The sequence below is a fragment of the Sphingomonas sp. genome, assembly GCF_965248875.1.
Lineage (GTDB): Bacteria > Pseudomonadota > Alphaproteobacteria > Sphingomonadales > Sphingomonadaceae > Sphingomonas.
In genome coordinates this window covers 1251802-1267463 of sequence record NZ_CBDFKR010000011.1, presented here as the reverse complement: position 1 = coordinate 1267463, position 15662 = coordinate 1251802, and the positions used below count along the sequence as shown (strand labels likewise).

Genomic DNA, 15662 nt, shown 5'->3' with positions numbered 1-15662 from the left:
ATCGGCGGCGATGACGCCGGCGCACGGCATCGTGGTCGGGCAGCGGGTCGGTCCAGCGGACGGGTGACCGTCAGCCCGCGATCCGTCTGATCCGCGCGCTTGCCTGGTTGAGGCGTTCCAGATTGAAGTTTTCGGCAAACTCCAGCCCCGCGCGGCCGTCACGCGCCCAGCGCACGCGGGCGGCGAACATCTGATCCTCCAGCAACTCGATCAGCACGTCGAGCCCGGCGGCTTCGCCCTGGATCTCAAGCCCGTCGATCATTGCGCCGGTCGATGAGATGTTGCGGATGCGGACGTCGCCTTCGGTGCCGCCGATCGCGACGCGGGCGGTGCGCAGCATCGAGCTGCGCGGCGAGCGGCTGACGCGATAGCCGTCGGGCACCGCCTTGCCCTCGCTGCCGCTCAGCTGGCGCATCACGTCCTCGGCGAGTGCGGGCTTGCCGTAGATATAGCCCTGAATGTGGCTGCAGCCGAGGCGGCGGACCAGTTCGATCTCGTCCTCGATCTCGACCCCCTCCGCCGTGGTCTCCATGTCGAGCGTGTCGGCGAGCGTGACGATCGCCTTGATGATCGCGGCGTTGCGATTGCCGGTCTGGGCCGCGCCCTTGACGAAGCTCTGGTCGATCTTGATCTTGTCGAACGGCGCGTTGCGAAGGTAGCCGAGCGACGAATAACCGGTGCCGAAATCGTCGAGCGCCAGGCGGACGCCGATCCGCTTCAACGCCTTGAACATCGCGTCGGACGATTGCGTCTCGTCGAGGAAGACGCCTTCCGTGATCTCCAGTTCGAGCCGCGCGGGGGCCAGTCCCGACCGCGCGAGCGCGTTGGTGACGAGCGCGGGCAGTTGGGGGTCGGCGAACTGGATCGGCGAGACGTTGACCGCGACCCGAATCGCGCCTCCTTTTCCCTCGGGCCAGCGCGCCGCTTCCAGGCAGGCGGTGCGCAGCACCCATTCGCCGATCGCGCCGATCAGCCCGCTTTCCTCCGCCACCGGGATGAAGTCGGACGGCGACACCGCGCCGCGGGTCGGGTGATTCCAGCGGATCAGCGCCTCATAGCCGACAATGAGCGCGTCTGCGGTCGACACCACCGGCTGGTAGGCAAGATGGAAGCCGCCGGTCGCGATCGCAACGCGCAGGTCATCCTCCAGCTGCTGCCGCGTCTGCGCGCCCGCCAGCATTTCGGCCGCATAGAAGCGGTGGACGCCGCGGCCGTCGCCCTTCGCGGCATAGAGCGCCAGATCGGCGTTGCGGGTCAGCGTCTCGGCATCGTCGCCGGGCTTCAGCGCCAGCGCGACGCCGATCGATCCGCCGATCGAGATCGATGCGCCGTGGATGAAATAGGGCTGCGAAATCGCCTTGATCAGGTCGCGCGCCAGGATCGCCAGGCTGTCGCGATTGTCGATCCCGGGCAGCAGCACCTGGAACTCGTCGCCCCCGAGCCGTCCTACCATGCCCGCGTCGCCGACGCCGCGCTGAAGCCGCTGCGCCACCTGCTTGAGCAGCACGTCGCCGGCCTGATGACCCAGTGTGTCGTTGACCTGCTTGAAGCGATCGAGGTCGAGCAGGAACAGCGCGACCGGGCGAAAGGCGCCCGGCGTCTGCGCCAGCGTCTTGTCCAGGCTGGATCGCATGTGCGCCCGGTTGGCGAGGCCGGTCAGCCCGTCGAACATGGCGAGGCGCGTGATCTCCGCCTCCGACCGGCGGCGCTCGGTCAGGTCCGCTCCCGAACCGATAAAGCCCGCGAACCGCTCGGTCTCGTCGAGCAGCGGCCGGCCGGAGATCGACCACCAGCGGTCGCAATTGCCCTCGCCCGCGGCGCAGACCGGATAATCACTGAAGGAGGTGCGCGACGACAGGTGAAAGGCGAGCGTGCGCTCGGTGGCCGGCGTGTCGCCGTCCATCCGGAACAGGTCGGTCAGCATGCGCCCGACCGGAGGAATGCCGGCGACGCGCTCAAGCTCGCCCGCCACCGCCGGCGACAGATAGGTGACGCGGCCGTAACGGTCGGCTTCCCAGAACCAGCCGGTGCCCTGCCCCTCGAACTCCGCGATCATCTTGGCGGCGAGGCGGCCTTCGCTGGCCTCCGCGGCGTACGCGATTGCGGCGTCGACATCGTAGCGCGCGAGCCGCCGCGCGCTGGCGCCGAGACAGCCGAGAAATGCCGCCGACACGCCGAGCGCCAGGCCTGCGCCCGACAGCGCGAACAACGCCACCACCAGCCCTGCGCCAAAGCCGAGCGAGGCGGCGCGCACCGGTTGCAGGGCGATGGCGGTGATGCCGACCGCGCCCGCGGCGGCGACGAAGCTGCCGAGCTGCGCCGGGCCGGCCGGCATGCGCGCGGCGGCCCAGAGCAGCAGGAGCAAGCCGCCGGCGATGATCGACGCCAGCGTCATCAGCACGCGATTGAGCGTGTGGACCGGCCAGACCCTGGCCCCCGGCAAGGCGAGCGACGCCCAGATCATGCCCGCCATCGCGGTGACGATGCCGATACCGATGAACGACAAGGGGGTCGGGTGCGCGAAGCCCTGTAGCCACGGCATGCCGACCAGCACCGCAGCGCCGACCCCCTGTGCCGCCATCGCGATCGGCCATACCGCCTTCACCTGCGCAAGCTTCATCGCACCCGCATCGGCGAGCGGCGCACGCTCGTCCTCGGCGAGGCCGAGCAGCACGGCGGCCGGGACGCGGTCGCGAGGTTCGAGGGCAAGGCGCAGCATCGTGACCCGGCGACCTAGGGCAACACGGTTGCCGAATTGCCGTGCGGGGATGGTTGACGTGGCGTTTACCGGCCGGGATGCAGGCGTCTGGACCTGCAGACGATTGATCCCGCGACCGGCGTCACGTCAGCACCTGAAGATCGCCGCCAGGGAGAGCTGCAGGATCGCGGCAAGCCGGTCGGCATCAGGGGGATCGCCGCCGAACAGCAGCGGCGTGTAAAGGAGGCCGTACAACAGCGCGAGCGCGGTGTCGCGGTGTCTTCCATCACCGGTAGACCGTCGCCTTGCCAACGCCGGCGCGGGCGGCGACCCCCTCCATCGACATGGCGTCGAACCCGCGCTCGCTCATCAGGCTGAATGCGGCTTCGAGGACGGCATCGCGCGCGTCCGTGCTTCGGAGCCGACCCCGCGGGACTATTGACCCGGCCAAGTCAGGGGCAACTGGCGGCCAGCGCGTGAACCCGCAGTTCGAATGCGCCGATCCGGCCGCCGTGGACGCGTTCCACGCAAAGCTGATCGCGCTCGGTGCGGGCGCCTGCAAGGCGCCGTGGGACAGTTTCTGGGGCAGCGCTTTGGTCGCGTCACCGATCCCGACGACAATGTGGTCAGTATCTTCGCCTCGCTTAAGTGAAGCCGGCCGCGCGCGGGGCGGCCGGTTTCCCTTCCGCCGCCGCCGCGCTAATTGTCGCCCATGCCGACCGTCATCCGCGAAACCGACCTGATCGAGAGCGTCGCCGACGCGCTGCAGTTCATCAGCTACTATCACCCGATGGATTATATCCGCGCGCTGGGCGACGCCTATGCCGCGGAGCAGAGCCCGGCCGCGAAGGACGCGATCGCGCAGATCCTGACCAACAGCCGGATGTGCGCGGAGGGGCACCGGCCGATCTGCCAGGATACGGGCATCGTCACGGTGTTCGTGCGCTGGGGCCAGGACTGCCGGCTGGAGCCGGGAGACCGCAGCCTGCAGGAGGTCGTGGACGAGGGCGTGCGGCGCGCCTACCTCCATCCCGAGAACAAGCTGCGCGCTTCCATCCTGGCAGACCCGGCGTTCACGCGGCGCAACACCAAGGACAACACGCCTAGCGTGCTCCATGTCGAGATGGTGCCGGGCGCGACCGTGTCGATCGATGTCGCGGCCAAAGGCGGGGGCTCGGAGAACAAGTCCAAGTTCAAGATGATGAACCCGTCGGACTCGATCGTCGACTGGGTGGTGGAAACGGTGCCGCAGATGGGCGCGGGCTGGTGTCCGCCCGGCATGCTGGGTATCGGTATCGGCGGAACGGCGGAAAAGGCGATGCTGCTCGCCAAGCAATCGCTGATGGGCGCGATCGACATGGGCCAGCTGAAGGCGCGTGGGCCGAAGAACGACATCGAGGCGCTGCGTATCGAGCTGTTCGACAAGGTGAACGCGCTCGGCATCGGCGCGCAGGGTCTGGGCGGACTGTCGACGATCCTCGACGTCAAGATCCTCGACTGGCCGACCCATGCGGCGTCGAAGCCGGTGGCGATGATCCCCAACTGCGCGGCGACGCGGCACGCGCATCTGGTGCTCGACGGCAGCGGCCCCGCCTATCTGGAGCCGCCGAAGCTGAGCGAGTGGCCCGACGTGCGGTGGACGCCGGACAAGGCGGCGAAGCGCGTCGACCTCGACCAGCTGACGCCTGCGGAGGTGCAGTCGTGGAAGCAGGGCGACCGCCTGCTCCTCAACGGCCGCATGCTGACCGGCCGCGACGCGGCGCACAAGCGGATCAAGGACATGCTCGACCGCGGCGAGAAGCTGCCGGTGAGCTTCGCGGGGCGCGTCATCTACTATGTCGGCCCGGTCGATCCCGTAGGCGAGGAGGTGGTCGGCCCCGCAGGCCCGACGACGGCGACGCGGATGGACAAATTCACCCGGATGATGCTCGACCAGGGGCTGCTGGCGATGGTCGGCAAGGCGGAGCGCGGGCCGGCCGCGACCGAGGCGATCCGCGAGGCGCGGTCGGCGTACCTGATGGCGGTCGGCGGTGCGGCGTACCTGGTCGCGCGCGCGATCAAGGGGGCGAAGGTGGTCGGGTTCGAGGACCTGGGCATGGAGGCGATCTACGAGTTCGAGGTGGCCGACTTCCCGGTAACGGTCGCTGTCGATGCCGAGGGGCAGAACGTCCACCAGCTGGCACCGCTGGGGTGGCGGGAGCGGATCGCGCGGGAACGGTTGCTGGAGCGCGTGTGAACGGCCGTTTGTGGTGGGAAGCGGCCTGGCCGCTTTCGGGGATGACCATAGCCAAAGCCGTTATTCCGCTACAGCCTTCTGCAACAGATAACGTCTCAATAAAAAGGCCGGCATCATTGCGTTGCAGACGGGGCCTTTGCCACAGCGTAGCAAAGCTGTGATTTTCTAGATTCTTCACAACGGCCTCACTACCGCCTTGACGTGCGTAACCTTGACGTTACATGTCACCTCGACGTTACATGGAGGTAGGCATGAACCGCGGCATCAAATCACCCGAGCAAGTTTCATCCCGGCGTGCAGCGCTGACGCTGATGAACGCGTCTGCTGCCGCAGCCTTCTCGACAGTAGCAATTTTGGGTGCTGGTGAGCATCGAGATCGCGACCCGTTCTACTTTTTTCTGTGGCTCGTTTGGATGGCATTGACGATCGGCTGGGTTTTCGGAGTTCCTGGTTACCTGCGATGGTCCGCAGCTGAACGTGCAATCATCAACGACGAACTTGTACAGTCGCATCAGGCAAAAGCCGCAAAAGCCGGCCTTGTTGTGGCGCTAGCTGGGCTTGGCATGCTGTCCATTTCTGGCTCTTTCCAGCGTTACGTCCCAGCCTGGTCACCGGCCGCGCTGATCAGTTTAACAGTCGTTTCCACTGCCATTGTCTTTGCCTGGCTGGAACGTCGAGATGGCTGAGCTGGTTAGCTTTCTCAAGGCTATTAGGACAGGGGCAGGCCTAACGCAGCAGGAGTTGGCGACGCTTGTCCAAGTGTCCCGGAAAACGGTCAATACGGTGGAGAACGGGGTTTTTATTCCCTCAACAATCTTGTCACTGAAGTTGGCGCGGGCCCTAAACGTCAGCGTCGAACAGCTTTTCCAGCTACCGAATGAAATATAGCGTCCTCCAACTTTGGCATGTGCTCCGTATAGACCTTTGTGGAAAAAATGCTTTTTGCAATGTCAATAATGACCGCTTTCAGGCATGATGAACCTTACAGCAAACGGCGAGAACTGGGGCGTAAGCGGACATCGACGCGCTCTCCCGTTCCGACGCTGACTGTGCGACGGGCAGGCGATGGCAGCCATCCAACTCTTCGATGCCATCGTCCTCGGCGCGGGCGGCGCGGGGTTGATGTGTGCCGCTACCGCCGGCCAGCGGGGGCGGCGGGTGGTGGTGCTGGACCATTCCCCCGAACCCGGGCGCAAGATCGTCATTTCCGGCGGCGGGCGGTGCAACTTCACCAACCTTCATACCGCGCCCGACCGCTACCTCAGCGCCAACCCGCATTTCGCGAAGTCGGCGCTAGGGCGGTACACGCCCGCCGACTTCCTGGCGCTGGTCGAGCGGCACGGGATCGCGTGGCACGAGAAGACGCTGGGGCAGCTGTTCTGCGACGGCTCGGCGCGGCAGATCGTGGCGATGCTGCTCGACGAGTGCGCGGCGGGCGGGGTGATGCAGTCGCTCGGCGCGCCGATCACCGATGTTGAGCATGGCGACGGCTTCCGGGTGACACAGGGCGGGCGGGTGTTCGCCGCACCGGCGCTGGTGGTCGCGACCGGCGGGCCGTCGATCCCCAAGCTCGGCGCGACGGGCTTCGCCTACGAGCTGGCGCGGCGGTTCGGGCTGAAGGTGGTCGAGCCGCGCCCGGCGCTGGTGCCGTTGACGCTGCCGGGCGACGAGGCGCTGTTCCGCGACCTGGCCGGGGTAGCGGCGCCGGTGGTGGCACGGGCGGGGAAAGCGAGCTTTGCAGAGGCGGCGCTGTTCACCCATCGCGGGCTGTCCGGGCCGGCGATCCTGCAGGTGTCGAGCTATTGGCGGCACGGCGAGGCGATCGGGGTCGATTTTCTGCCCGACGCGGCGCCGGGCTGGCTGCTGGCGGCCAAGCGGGCGCGGCCGCGCGCCAGTCTGCGCACGGTGCTGGGCGGGGCGCTGCCGGAGCGGCTGGCGGTGGTGCTGGCCGAGCGGCTCGCGATCGGCGAGCTGGCGGGGGCGAAGGACGCGGCGCTGACCGCGGCGGCGCAGGCGCTGGCGGACTGGCGCTTCCTGCCCAACGGGACGGAGGGCTTCGCGAAGGCGGAGGTAACGGTCGGCGGCATCGCCACCGCTGGGCTGTCGTCGCAGACGATGGCCGCGCGGCATCTGCCCGGGCTGTACGCGATCGGCGAGGCGGTGGACGTGACCGGCTGGCTCGGCGGATACAATTTCCAATGGGCCTGGGCGAGCGGTTGGGCGGCGGGCGGCGCGATCGGCCGCGGCGGCTAACGGGCGGGCAGCGTTTCGAGTTCGCCGCGATTGAGCGCGCGGGTATTTTCGGCGTCGGCGATCAGCGCCAGTCGCTGTGCCTCGCCGGTGAGGTGGCGCGCGACCTCGCCGTTGCCCGATGGGTTGGCGGGCTGCAGCAAGGCAGGCGGATCGGGCGGGAGCGCCGTCAGGTCGAGCGAGAGGTGGCCGCGACCGGGTTTGATCTGCCTGCGATCCGGTGGCGCCATAGCAACGGTGCGCGGCTCGGGCATGACGGCGACAGGTTCGCGGCGATCGGACCCTGCGGCGGGGGCGGAGGGCACCGCCGGCGTGAATTCCCGCTGCGTCTGCCCGCTTGCCGATGATGGGCCCGGAAGTGTGGGCGTCGCATGGAGGGGCATGGTGTCCAAGGAAGCGAAATGCGCCGAAGGATGGACTATCGCCAGGCCAGCCACGACCGCCATCGCCAGCGCGGCGGTGGCGCTGACGACGCCCGCCTTGCCCTTCTTGCCATCAGGCGCATGTCGATCGGGCGCGGCGGCGACGATGGTGTCGATCTGCGCCAGGAAGCGATCGATCGTTCCCTGCTCGTCGGCATCGACCGGCGCGCGCGCATCACTGACCGATGCGGTTCTGCGATCGAACATCAGCGCAATTCGTCGTCGCACCAAGTCCTCCTGCGTGCCGCACAACCGACCGTCCGGCGATGCAGATACGGTCAGATATGAGAAGAGGTTGCCGGACATCCCGAAGAATGCCCGACAACCTCCTAACATGGTCAGCGGCCGGAGAGCTCCAGCCCGGGAGACCATGCGGCCTCTTGAACCACTTCAACGCCGTTGACTGGGGGAGAATACCCCCCGGCGCGTCGGATGATCCTAGACGCCGGTCCCCCGAACGAACTGAACCGACCCCATTGCTGAACCATGAGACATCGGATCACCTCCTTTCGCTTGTTGATAACGACGCAGCGCTGTTGCGCTGCCCGCATAATGTGCGGGTTGACGCATCAACTTACAAGCCTTGAATTGTGGCGAAGACCCCGTCAGAATCAACACTTCGCCTAGGACAGACTGCGCTTCGACCGGGGTCGTCAGGCGCGGCAATCCTCCACCACCCGGCCGACTTCCGCCCAGGCGGGAAGCACCAGCGGTCCACCTCTGGCCTCGGCGAGGCTCAACACAAACCGCCCACGGCTGAACGCCATCGCGTCGAGCAGCGGATCGGCGGGCGTCAGTGTCGCGGCGAGGTAGGGCGGCATGCCGTCCGTGGCGCCGACCGGGAGCGTGCGTGTGACGCTGCTGGTCCGTACCGTCAGCGTCGCGGGCTCCGATCCGGCGACCGACAGGAACAGGCGTCCGCCACGCCGATCGCAGCGCAGGACGGCGACGGCGTCGCTGCCTACCCGGCCGAACATCGCCACCGAGCCGCGCGCATCCGCCGTGTAGCGCCAGGTGCCCGGCGTCTGCGGCCACTCGCGCCAGTCGGCTGGGAGCAGCGGCGGTGCGATGGCATGCGGCGCAGCCGGCGGTGGGGACGGCCGGACCAGGGCCGCCTGCGGCTTGGGCGCGCAGCTGATCGCGCAGAGAGCGAGCAGGAAAAGGGCGGCGACACGCATGCCGGCCCTATGCCCCAGCGCCAGCGCCGCCTCAACCATACCCATCGCGGGAACCGGGCGGCGGGGCGCAGGGTTGGGCAGGCATGGCAATCAATCCTTCCTCACCGCTGCTGGTCCAGGCCGTCGCCGCCGAGGCCCCTCGCTCGGAGACCCGCGACGGCGCGGCGGTCGGGTCCGTCTACGCTTATGTGGTCGACAAAGGCTCGGGACGCGCCGGCTACGCGGTTCTCAGCCTTGGTGGCTTCCTGGGAATGGGCAAGAGCTTTTATCCGGTGCCGTTCGACCTGCTGGCGTTCGATCCGGTGCGCGATGTCTATGTCGTGCGTGTCGAGCCGCAGGTGCTAAAGGGCGGGCCGAGCTGGGCCAATCACGCGCCGGCATTCGACGCAGCCTATACCGAACGAGTGGCGCGCTATTATGCCGGTGAGGCGGCGGTGGAGAGACAGGCATGAGCGAGAAGGAAAACGCGGTGCAGGAGATCGCCGACGACCTGTTGACCGATCCCGACAAGGACGCGGAGGGAAAGCCGCCGCCCGCGCCGCCGCAGACGATCGAAGCGGAGCCGAGCGGCGAGGGTAAGGGTGGCCGTTGAGGCGCTGATCGCGCTGCTGATCACCCAGGCTGCACCGGCCGCGGCGACGCCCGATCCGCTTGCGGCGAGTTTCGCCGGGTGGATCATCGAAGTCGAGGATGATCTTCACCACTCCAGTTCGCGCCTGCAGAGCGTGGTGACCGCGGGGTGCGTCACGACGCTAAAGGGCGCGCAGGGCCGTTGGGTAGTGAACTGGCGCACGGTGGACACGGTCGCGCTGGAGGACGTGTTCGTCTTCCTGCGGGGCACGGCGTTCCAGATCGCAGTCGTTGCCGATGTGCAGGACACGGCCGGCCGGGCGAAACTTCGCCGGATGTGGATGGCGATGCAGATGCTGGCACGACGTTGCGGCGGTGGCGCACTCGCGGTGGACGATAGTGGTGTCGTTCTGCCCTGACGTTGGGGTGAGGTTTTCCGAAAGGCGCGGGTCGCCCTGTTGTCCGCATCTGCGCCGCGCAGTCGGCGCATTTCGGGGACCGCCACTCGGACTGGTCGGCCTTTTATTGGCTGATCGGCGCTGAGGGGCTGCAATCCCTATGCCCGCCGCCGCGCCTTGAACTGCTGCTGCTTGCCGAAGCGCGTTTTGCGCGTGCCGGGTTTGCCCTCGTTACTGCGGCCCATGATCGGCGCTTTCTGCTCGTGCGCCGGCAGGCCGAGCTCATCGTTCTCCAGCTGCCTGATCTCGTCACGCAGCCGGCCGGCTTCCTCGAACTCGAGGTCGGACGCGGCCTTGCGCATCTTCTTCTCGAGGTCCTCGATATAGGCGCGCAGATTATGGCCGACCATGTGCGGGCGGTCCGCGTCGATGTCGACCGTTACCTGATCCTTCGACGCGACATGCGCGATGATGTCGCCGATATTCCGCCGGATCGTCGTCGGCGTGATGCCGTGGAGCGTGTTGTATTCCTCCTGCTTCTCGCGGCGCCGTGCGGTTTCGTTCATCGCGCGCTCCATCGAGCCGGTGATGCGGTCCGCATAGAGGATGACGCGGCCATCGACGTTGCGCGCGGCGCGCCCGATGGTCTGGATCAGCGACGTTTCGGAGCGGAGAAATCCCTCCTTGTCCGCGTCGAGGATTGCGACCAGCCCGCATTCGGGGATGTCGAGCCCCTCGCGCAGCAGGTTGATGCCGATCAGCACGTCATAGACCCCCAATCGCAGGTCGCGGATCAGCTCGATCCGTTCCAGCGTCTCGACGTCGGAATGCATGTAGCGGACCTTGATCCCCGCCTCGTGCATATATTCGGTCAGGTCCTCGGCCATCCGCTTGGTCAGCGTGGTGACCAGGGTGCGATAGCCGAGCGTGGTCGTCTTCTGACACTCGACGATCAGGTCCTGCACCTGTTCCTCGACCGGCTTGATCTCGACCGGCGGGTCGATCAGCCCGGTCGGGCGGATCACCTGTTCGGCAAATACGCCGCCGGTCTGCTCCATCTCCCAGCCACCGGGTGTCGCCGAGACGCTGATCGTCTGCGGCCGCATCGCATCCCATTCATTGAAGCGCAGCGGACGGTTGTCGATGCACGACGGCAGACGGAAGCCGTATTCGGCGAGCGTGATTTTCCGCCGGTGGTCGCCGCGCGCCATGCCGCCGACCTGCGGCACGGTGACGTGGCTCTCGTCGACGAACAGCAGTGCGTTTTCGGGCAGATATTCGAACAGCGTGGGGGGCGGCTCGCCGGGTAGGCGGCCGGTCAGGAAGCGGCTGTAATTCTCGATGCCGTTGCAGCTGCCGGTGGCGGCGATCATCTCCAGGTCGAAATTGGTACGCTGCTCCAGCCGCTGATGCTCGATCAGCTTGCCCTCCGCCTCCAGCTCCTTGAGCCGCTCGACCATCTCGTGGCGGATCGCCTCGGTCGCCTGCTTCATCGTCGGACCGGGGGTGACATAGTGGCTGTTCGCATAGATGCGGACGCTGTTGAGCGAGGCGATCTTCGCGCCAGTCAACGGATCGAACTCGGTGATGCTCTCGATGTCGTCACCGAAGAAGCTGACCCGCCACGCGGCATCTTCATAATGCGACGGGAAGATTTCGAGGTTGTCGCCCTTCACCCGGAAACTGCCGCGCGCGAAGGCGGCGTCGTTGCGCTTGTATTGCAGCGCCACGAGTTTGCGGACGATCTCGCGCTGATCGGCGGTCTGGCCCTTTTTCAGGTCAAAGATCATCGCCGAATAGGTCTCGACCGAGCCGATACCGTAGATGCAGCTGACCGAGGCGACGATGATAACGTCGTCGCGCTCCAGCAGCGATCGGGTGGCGGAGTGGCGCATCCGGTCGATGCCCTCGTTCACCGAGCTTTCCTTCTCGATGTACGTGTCGGAGCGCGGAACATAGGCTTCGGGCTGGTAATAGTCGTAGTAGCTGACGAAATACTCGACCGCGTTCTCGGGAAAGAACGACTTGAACTCTCCGTATAATTGCGCCGCCAGGATCTTGTTGGGCGCGAGGATCAGCGCGGGGCGCTGGAGAGCTTCGATCACCTTGGCCATCGTGAAGGTCTTGCCTGAGCCGGTGACGCCCAGCAGCACCTGGTCCTTGTCGCCGGCGCGCGCGGACGTGACGAGCTCCTCGATCGCGGTCGGCTGATCACCCGACGGCGTATAATCGCTGACCAGCCTGAATGCCTTGCCGCCTTCGACCTTTGGCGGGCGGGCCGGGCGGTGGGGCACGAAGCTGTCGCCCGTTTCGGGCTCGGCGAGGCTGGTGCGAATCTGGATTGCCATAGTAGGACAATATGGGACGGATGCCGCTGGCCCGCAACGAAGCGGGAACAGCCGATTGGGGGTACATGATGCTCAAGCCCACCCTGCTGCTTGCCGCACTGCTTTGCGTCGCCGCGATGGCGCCTGGCCAGCCGGGGCCGATCCAGCCCGGCCGATGGACGACCACCCTCACCATCACCGACATCCACGTGCCCGGCGCGCTGCCGCGGATAGCGGCGATGATGCGGGGACATCCGACCACGGTCAGCGCCTGTGTCACGCCGGCCCAGGCGGCGGCGGGGCCGCGCGCCGTCGCCGACCGCTCGGGTGGGCGGTGCCGCTACACCAGCTTCACGATGAGCGGCGGCCATATCGAGGGTAGCATGGTCTGTGCACAGCCAGGCAGCACGATGACCATGCACTCGACGGGCAGCTACACGCCGACGTCGATGACGATGGACGCGAGCGGTCAGGCGACCGGCAGATCGCCGATGACGATGCGCTCGCATGCGGTCAGCCGTCGCACGGGCGCGTGCTGAAGCGGCGGCGCCTGCATCCCGGCTAGCCGCCGCCGCCGCGGCGCGTTAGCAGCCCGCTCATGTCCGCTCCCCTCCGCCTGCGCCTGGACGGCGCCGCGCTTGCCGCCAATTGGCAGGCGCTCGATCGGCTGAGCGGCTCGGCGGCGTGCGGGGCGGCGGTCAAGGCCGATGCCTATGGACTGGGCGTCGCGCAGGCGGTGACGATGCTCGCCAATGCCGGCTGCCGCGAATTCTTCGTCGCGACCTGGGACGAGGCGGCGGCGTTCCCGCCGTTCGGGCTATCGCTGTCGGTGCTGCACGGTATCCGTGAGGCAGACCTTGCGGCGGCGCTAGCCGGTCCGGCGCGGCCGGTGCTCAATACGGCCGCGCAGGTCGCGCGCTGGCGCCAGGCGGGCGGTGGGATGTGCGACGTGATGGTCGACACCGGGATGAACCGGCTGGGCGTGTCGGCCGCCGAGGTGCGCGAGGGGCTGCTTGACGGATTGGGCATCGATACGCTGATGAGCCACCTTGTATCTGCCGACGAGGACAGCCCGCGCAATGCAGGGCAGCGTGACGCCCTGGCGGCTATTCGCGACGCGACCGGCGCGCGGCGGCTGAGCCTTGCCAACTCGGCGGGGATCGCACTGGGACGCGATTATGCCTTTGATCTGACCCGGCCGGGGCTGGCGCTGTACGGCGGCGTACCGCGCGGCGAGTTGGCCGACATCGTGCGGCAGGTGGTGTTTCCGGAAGCCGAGATACTGCAACGGCGGCGCGTCGCGATCGGTGACACAGTTGGATATAACGCGACCTGGACAGCGACGGCCGATACGGAGGTTGCGATCCTCAACATCGGTTATGCCGACGGCTATCTGCGCGGCTTTTCCGGTCGCGGCACGGTGAGCGTGGATGGCGTGCTGCTGCCGGTCCTGGGCCGGGTGTCGATGGACCTGATCGCGGTGGACGTCACCTTCGCCCCGCGGCTTGCCGAGGGCGACTGGGTGAGCATCGATTATGCATTGCCCGCTGCGGCGGCATCGTCCGGCCTGTCGCAATATGAGCTGCTGACAGGGTTGGGCAGCCGTTTCGACCGGCGCTGGACAGCGTAGTCACGCTGCGGCGATGCTGCGCAGCAAAACATCAGTTGTTGCGCCGCACCAAAGCGTCTAGTAAATCTGGATCAAGGTGCGAGGACGACGATGAAGAAGCTGGCGGGTGACGGTGCGCAGGGAGCGCCGGTCACGATCAAGAAATACGCCAACCGGCGGCTCTACAACACCGAAAGCTCGTCCTACATCACGCTGGAACACCTCGCCGCGATGACGCGCGACGGACGTGACTTCAAGGTCGTCGACGCCAAGACCGAGGAAGACATAACCCACAATATCCTGACGCAGATCATTATGGAGGCGGAGGGCAAGGACGGCGGCCAGCAGATGCTGCCGGTCAATTTCCTGCGCCAGCTGATCTCGCTGTACGGCGATTCGATGCAGGCGGTGGTGCCGGGCTATCTGGAGGCATCGATGGAGAGCTTCCGCCGCAACCAGGAACAGTTCCGCTCGGCGGTGGAGGGCGCCTTCGCCAACTCGCCCTTCGCGGAGATCGCCAAGCGCAACATGGCGATGTTCGACGCCGCGACCAAGGCGTTCAAGCCGGGCGGGGTCGCGCCCAAGCCGGCCGCGGCCGAGCCGAGCAAGGACGCCGAGATCGCGGCGCTGCGCGCGGAACTGGCGGCGCTGCACGAGAAGGTCGAGAAGCTGGGGCGATAGCGCCGCTGCCGTGAGCGCGACCGATCCGCGCGTGCTTCCTCTCCCGTCAGGGGAGACATGGCGATGACCATCAAGATCGCAACCGTCCTACATCGCGTCAGCGGCGCCCGCGCTCTCCCGCTCGGCGTCGCTGCGCTGGCGCTGCTGCTGTTCCTCGCCAAGCCGATCGTGTTTGTCGGCGGCGGATCCGACGACATGCGCTACCTTGCAGCGGCGCGCGCGTGGTGGGCGCATGGGCCGGTGGTGGGGACGCTGCACTGGGAACTGCGCCACCCGCTGGTGTTGCCGGTGGCGTTGGCGACGGGGCTGTTCGGCGAGGGCAGGATGGCGCTGCTGCTCGTGCCGGTCGGCTATGCGCTGGGGTTGCTGATGCTGGGCACGGCAGTGCTGCGGGCGCGGTTCGGAGTGCGGGCGGCGGCGCTCTGGGGCGTGCTGGCGGCGGCAAGTCCGCTGGTGCACGAGCTGGCGACGCGGCTTTACCCCGACCTGGCGGAGGCGATGTTCGTCTGCGTCTCGCTCGCCTGTTGCGAGGCGGCGGCGCGACGCACGCGACGGGCGATACCGCTGCTTGCCGCGGGGGTGTCCGCGTCGCTGGCGTTGCTGACGCGCGAGACGAGCTTCTTCCTCCCGCTGCTCTACGCCGCGTGCTTTGTCGCGGGACAGCCGTTGCGGCGGCGCGACTGGCTGCTGGTGGCGGCGGGTGCGGCGCCGCTGCTCCTGCTCGAGAACGGCTGGCTATGGGCGGCGACCGGGGACCCATTCTATCGGCTTCATGTGGCGCTGCACCATGTCGCGGTGCCGTCCGACCATATGGCTGGAGGCACCTTCAGCGGCCCGGTGCTGATGAACCCGGCGCTCGCGGAGCGCTGGGTTCCGGCGGGGCCGGTCGACGTCCACTGGACGGTCAACCCGATCCTTTATCTGGTGCTGGATCCCTTTTACGGCGGCGAGTTCCTGCTCGGCGGGGCGCTGTGGTGGACGGCGCGCGGGCGAGTCGCGCTCGAGCCTGCGGAACGGCGCTGGCTGGCGCGGGCGGGGGGCGTCGCCGCACTTGCCTTCGTGTTCGTCACCTATGTGCTGATGGTGTCGCAGCGGCCGCGTTATTATGTGCTGGCGCTGCTGGCGGTGCTAGCGTGGGACGCGGTTCTGGCGGCACGGTTGTGGCCGGTCAGGCCGCGGCTGACCGCGGCGCTGGTGGGGCTGGCGCTGGTCGCATCGGTGGTGATCGTTGCGGTCCGTCACGCCGCCGGGCAGGGGCAGCCCGCCGCGGCTGCGCATCGATAGGCCGTTGCA

General features: G+C 67.5%; 16 protein-coding genes. 11 read left to right on the top strand and 5 right to left on the bottom strand.

Annotation, left to right across the window (positions count from 1 at the left end):
• Positions 1-70: 70 nt before the first annotated feature.
• Both ACP2AD_RS13390 and ACP2AD_RS13385 read right to left on the bottom strand, forming a co-directional pair.
• Positions 71-2719: an EAL domain-containing protein gene (locus ACP2AD_RS13390; RefSeq protein ID WP_425230542.1), complete on the bottom strand. Its 2649-nt coding sequence runs from the start codon at positions 2717-2719 to the stop codon at positions 71-73.
• Between the two features lie 265 nt (positions 2720-2984).
• Entirely contained in the window at positions 2985-3485 is a 501-nt protein-coding gene (locus ACP2AD_RS13385) for a helix-turn-helix domain-containing protein (RefSeq protein WP_425230541.1), read from the bottom strand.
• Here ACP2AD_RS13385 and ACP2AD_RS13380 point away from each other — a divergent pair.
• The 4 genes from ACP2AD_RS13380 to ACP2AD_RS13365 all read left to right on the top strand — a co-directional run bounded on the left by ACP2AD_RS13380 (position 3411) and on the right by ACP2AD_RS13365 (position 7187).
• Positions 3411-4934: a fumarate hydratase gene (locus ACP2AD_RS13380; protein ID WP_425230540.1), complete on the top strand. Its 1524-nt coding sequence runs from the start codon at positions 3411-3413 to the stop codon at positions 4932-4934. The genes ACP2AD_RS13385 and ACP2AD_RS13380 overlap by 75 nt on opposite strands.
• A gap of 251 nt (positions 4935-5185) precedes the next feature.
• The gene (locus ACP2AD_RS13375) at positions 5186-5620 is read left to right on the top strand and encodes a hypothetical protein (protein WP_425230539.1); all 435 of its coding nucleotides are present in this window, start codon (positions 5186-5188) and stop codon (positions 5618-5620) included.
• On the top strand, positions 5613-5822 hold the full coding sequence (locus tag ACP2AD_RS13370; RefSeq protein WP_425230538.1) for a helix-turn-helix transcriptional regulator: 210 nt from the start codon (positions 5613-5615) through the stop codon (positions 5820-5822). The genes ACP2AD_RS13375 and ACP2AD_RS13370 overlap by 8 nt, the downstream gene beginning before the upstream one ends.
• A 177-nt stretch (positions 5823-5999) precedes the next feature.
• The gene (locus ACP2AD_RS13365) at positions 6000-7187 is read left to right on the top strand and encodes an NAD(P)/FAD-dependent oxidoreductase (protein ID WP_425230537.1); all 1188 of its coding nucleotides are present in this window, start codon (positions 6000-6002) and stop codon (positions 7185-7187) included.
• On the opposite strand, the gene ACP2AD_RS13360 is transcribed toward ACP2AD_RS13365, so the two are convergent.
• Positions 7184-7813, bottom strand: a complete 630-nt coding sequence (locus ACP2AD_RS13360; RefSeq protein ID WP_425230536.1) for a hypothetical protein — start codon at positions 7811-7813, stop codon at positions 7184-7186. The two genes, ACP2AD_RS13365 and ACP2AD_RS13360, sit on opposite strands and share 4 nt — an antisense overlap.
• 446 nt (positions 7814-8259) lie before the next feature.
• Positions 8260-8784 carry a hypothetical protein gene (locus tag ACP2AD_RS13355; RefSeq protein WP_425230535.1) on the bottom strand — a complete coding sequence of 175 codons (525 nt, stop codon included), beginning with the start codon at positions 8782-8784 and terminating at the stop codon, positions 8260-8262.
• 83 nt (positions 8785-8867) lie between these two features.
• Between ACP2AD_RS13355 and ACP2AD_RS13350 the strand changes: the two genes are divergently transcribed.
• From ACP2AD_RS13350 to ACP2AD_RS13340, 3 genes are read left to right on the top strand one after another with little or no spacing between them, the layout of a single operon-like run.
• Positions 8868-9236: a PRC-barrel domain-containing protein gene (locus ACP2AD_RS13350; RefSeq protein WP_425230534.1), complete on the top strand. Its 369-nt coding sequence runs from the start codon at positions 8868-8870 to the stop codon at positions 9234-9236.
• Entirely contained in the window at positions 9233-9376 is a 144-nt protein-coding gene (locus ACP2AD_RS13345) for a hypothetical protein (RefSeq protein WP_425230533.1), read from the top strand. Before ACP2AD_RS13350 ends, ACP2AD_RS13345 begins: the two co-directional genes overlap by 4 nt.
• Positions 9366-9773: a hypothetical protein gene (locus ACP2AD_RS13340; protein ID WP_425230532.1), complete on the top strand. Its 408-nt coding sequence runs from the start codon at positions 9366-9368 to the stop codon at positions 9771-9773. Before ACP2AD_RS13345 ends, ACP2AD_RS13340 begins: the two co-directional genes overlap by 11 nt.
• A gap of 137 nt (positions 9774-9910) precedes the next feature.
• On the opposite strand, the gene uvrB is transcribed toward ACP2AD_RS13340, so the two are convergent.
• Positions 9911-12100: an excinuclease ABC subunit UvrB gene (gene uvrB, locus ACP2AD_RS13335; RefSeq protein ID WP_425230531.1), complete on the bottom strand. Its 2190-nt coding sequence runs from the start codon at positions 12098-12100 to the stop codon at positions 9911-9913.
• A gap of 68 nt (positions 12101-12168) precedes the next feature.
• Between uvrB and ACP2AD_RS13330 the strand changes: the two genes are divergently transcribed.
• From ACP2AD_RS13330 to ACP2AD_RS13315, 4 genes are all read left to right on the top strand, one after another.
• On the top strand, positions 12169-12618 hold the full coding sequence (locus ACP2AD_RS13330) for a DUF3617 domain-containing protein (RefSeq protein ID WP_425230530.1): 450 nt from the start codon (positions 12169-12171) through the stop codon (positions 12616-12618).
• A gap of 59 nt (positions 12619-12677) precedes the next feature.
• Positions 12678-13709 (top strand): alanine racemase, encoded by a 1032-nt coding sequence (locus tag ACP2AD_RS13325; protein ID WP_425230529.1) that lies wholly within the window; start codon positions 12678-12680, stop codon positions 13707-13709.
• A gap of 90 nt (positions 13710-13799) precedes the next feature.
• Positions 13800-14369 (top strand): polyhydroxyalkanoate synthesis repressor PhaR, encoded by a 570-nt coding sequence (gene phaR, locus ACP2AD_RS13320; protein ID WP_425230528.1) that lies wholly within the window; start codon positions 13800-13802, stop codon positions 14367-14369.
• Between the two features lie 63 nt (positions 14370-14432).
• Positions 14433-15653, top strand: a complete 1221-nt coding sequence (locus tag ACP2AD_RS13315) for a glycosyltransferase family 39 protein (protein WP_425230527.1) — start codon at positions 14433-14435, stop codon at positions 15651-15653.
• The last annotated feature ends 9 nt before the right edge of the window (positions 15654-15662 follow it).

What these genes read in the sequence shown, in the direction of transcription:
- ACP2AD_RS13390 (WP_425230542.1), bottom strand. Translation starts at nt 2,719, where the DNA reads ATGCTGCGCCTTGCCCTCGAACCTCGCGACCGCGTCCCGGCCGCCGTG.
- ACP2AD_RS13380 (WP_425230540.1), top strand. Translation starts at nt 3,411, where the DNA reads ATGCCGACCGTCATCCGCGAAACCGACCTGATCGAGAGCGTCGCCGAC.
- ACP2AD_RS13375 (WP_425230539.1), top strand. Translation starts at nt 5,186, where the DNA reads ATGAACCGCGGCATCAAATCACCCGAGCAAGTTTCATCCCGGCGTGCA.
- ACP2AD_RS13370 (WP_425230538.1), top strand. Translation starts at nt 5,613, where the DNA reads ATGGCTGAGCTGGTTAGCTTTCTCAAGGCTATTAGGACAGGGGCAGGC.
- ACP2AD_RS13365 (WP_425230537.1), top strand. Translation starts at nt 6,000, where the DNA reads ATGGCAGCCATCCAACTCTTCGATGCCATCGTCCTCGGCGCGGGCGGC.
- ACP2AD_RS13360 (WP_425230536.1), bottom strand. Translation starts at nt 7,813, where the DNA reads ATGTTCGATCGCAGAACCGCATCGGTCAGTGATGCGCGCGCGCCGGTC.
- ACP2AD_RS13355 (WP_425230535.1), bottom strand. Translation starts at nt 8,784, where the DNA reads ATGCGTGTCGCCGCCCTTTTCCTGCTCGCTCTCTGCGCGATCAGCTGC.
- ACP2AD_RS13350 (WP_425230534.1), top strand. Translation starts at nt 8,868, where the DNA reads ATGGCAATCAATCCTTCCTCACCGCTGCTGGTCCAGGCCGTCGCCGCC.
- ACP2AD_RS13345 (WP_425230533.1), top strand. Translation starts at nt 9,233, where the DNA reads ATGAGCGAGAAGGAAAACGCGGTGCAGGAGATCGCCGACGACCTGTTG.
- uvrB (WP_425230531.1), bottom strand. Translation starts at nt 12,100, where the DNA reads ATGGCAATCCAGATTCGCACCAGCCTCGCCGAGCCCGAAACGGGCGAC.
- ACP2AD_RS13330 (WP_425230530.1), top strand. Translation starts at nt 12,169, where the DNA reads ATGCTCAAGCCCACCCTGCTGCTTGCCGCACTGCTTTGCGTCGCCGCG.
- ACP2AD_RS13325 (WP_425230529.1), top strand. Translation starts at nt 12,678, where the DNA reads ATGTCCGCTCCCCTCCGCCTGCGCCTGGACGGCGCCGCGCTTGCCGCC.
- phaR (WP_425230528.1), top strand. Translation starts at nt 13,800, where the DNA reads ATGAAGAAGCTGGCGGGTGACGGTGCGCAGGGAGCGCCGGTCACGATC.
- ACP2AD_RS13315 (WP_425230527.1), top strand. Translation starts at nt 14,433, where the DNA reads ATGACCATCAAGATCGCAACCGTCCTACATCGCGTCAGCGGCGCCCGC.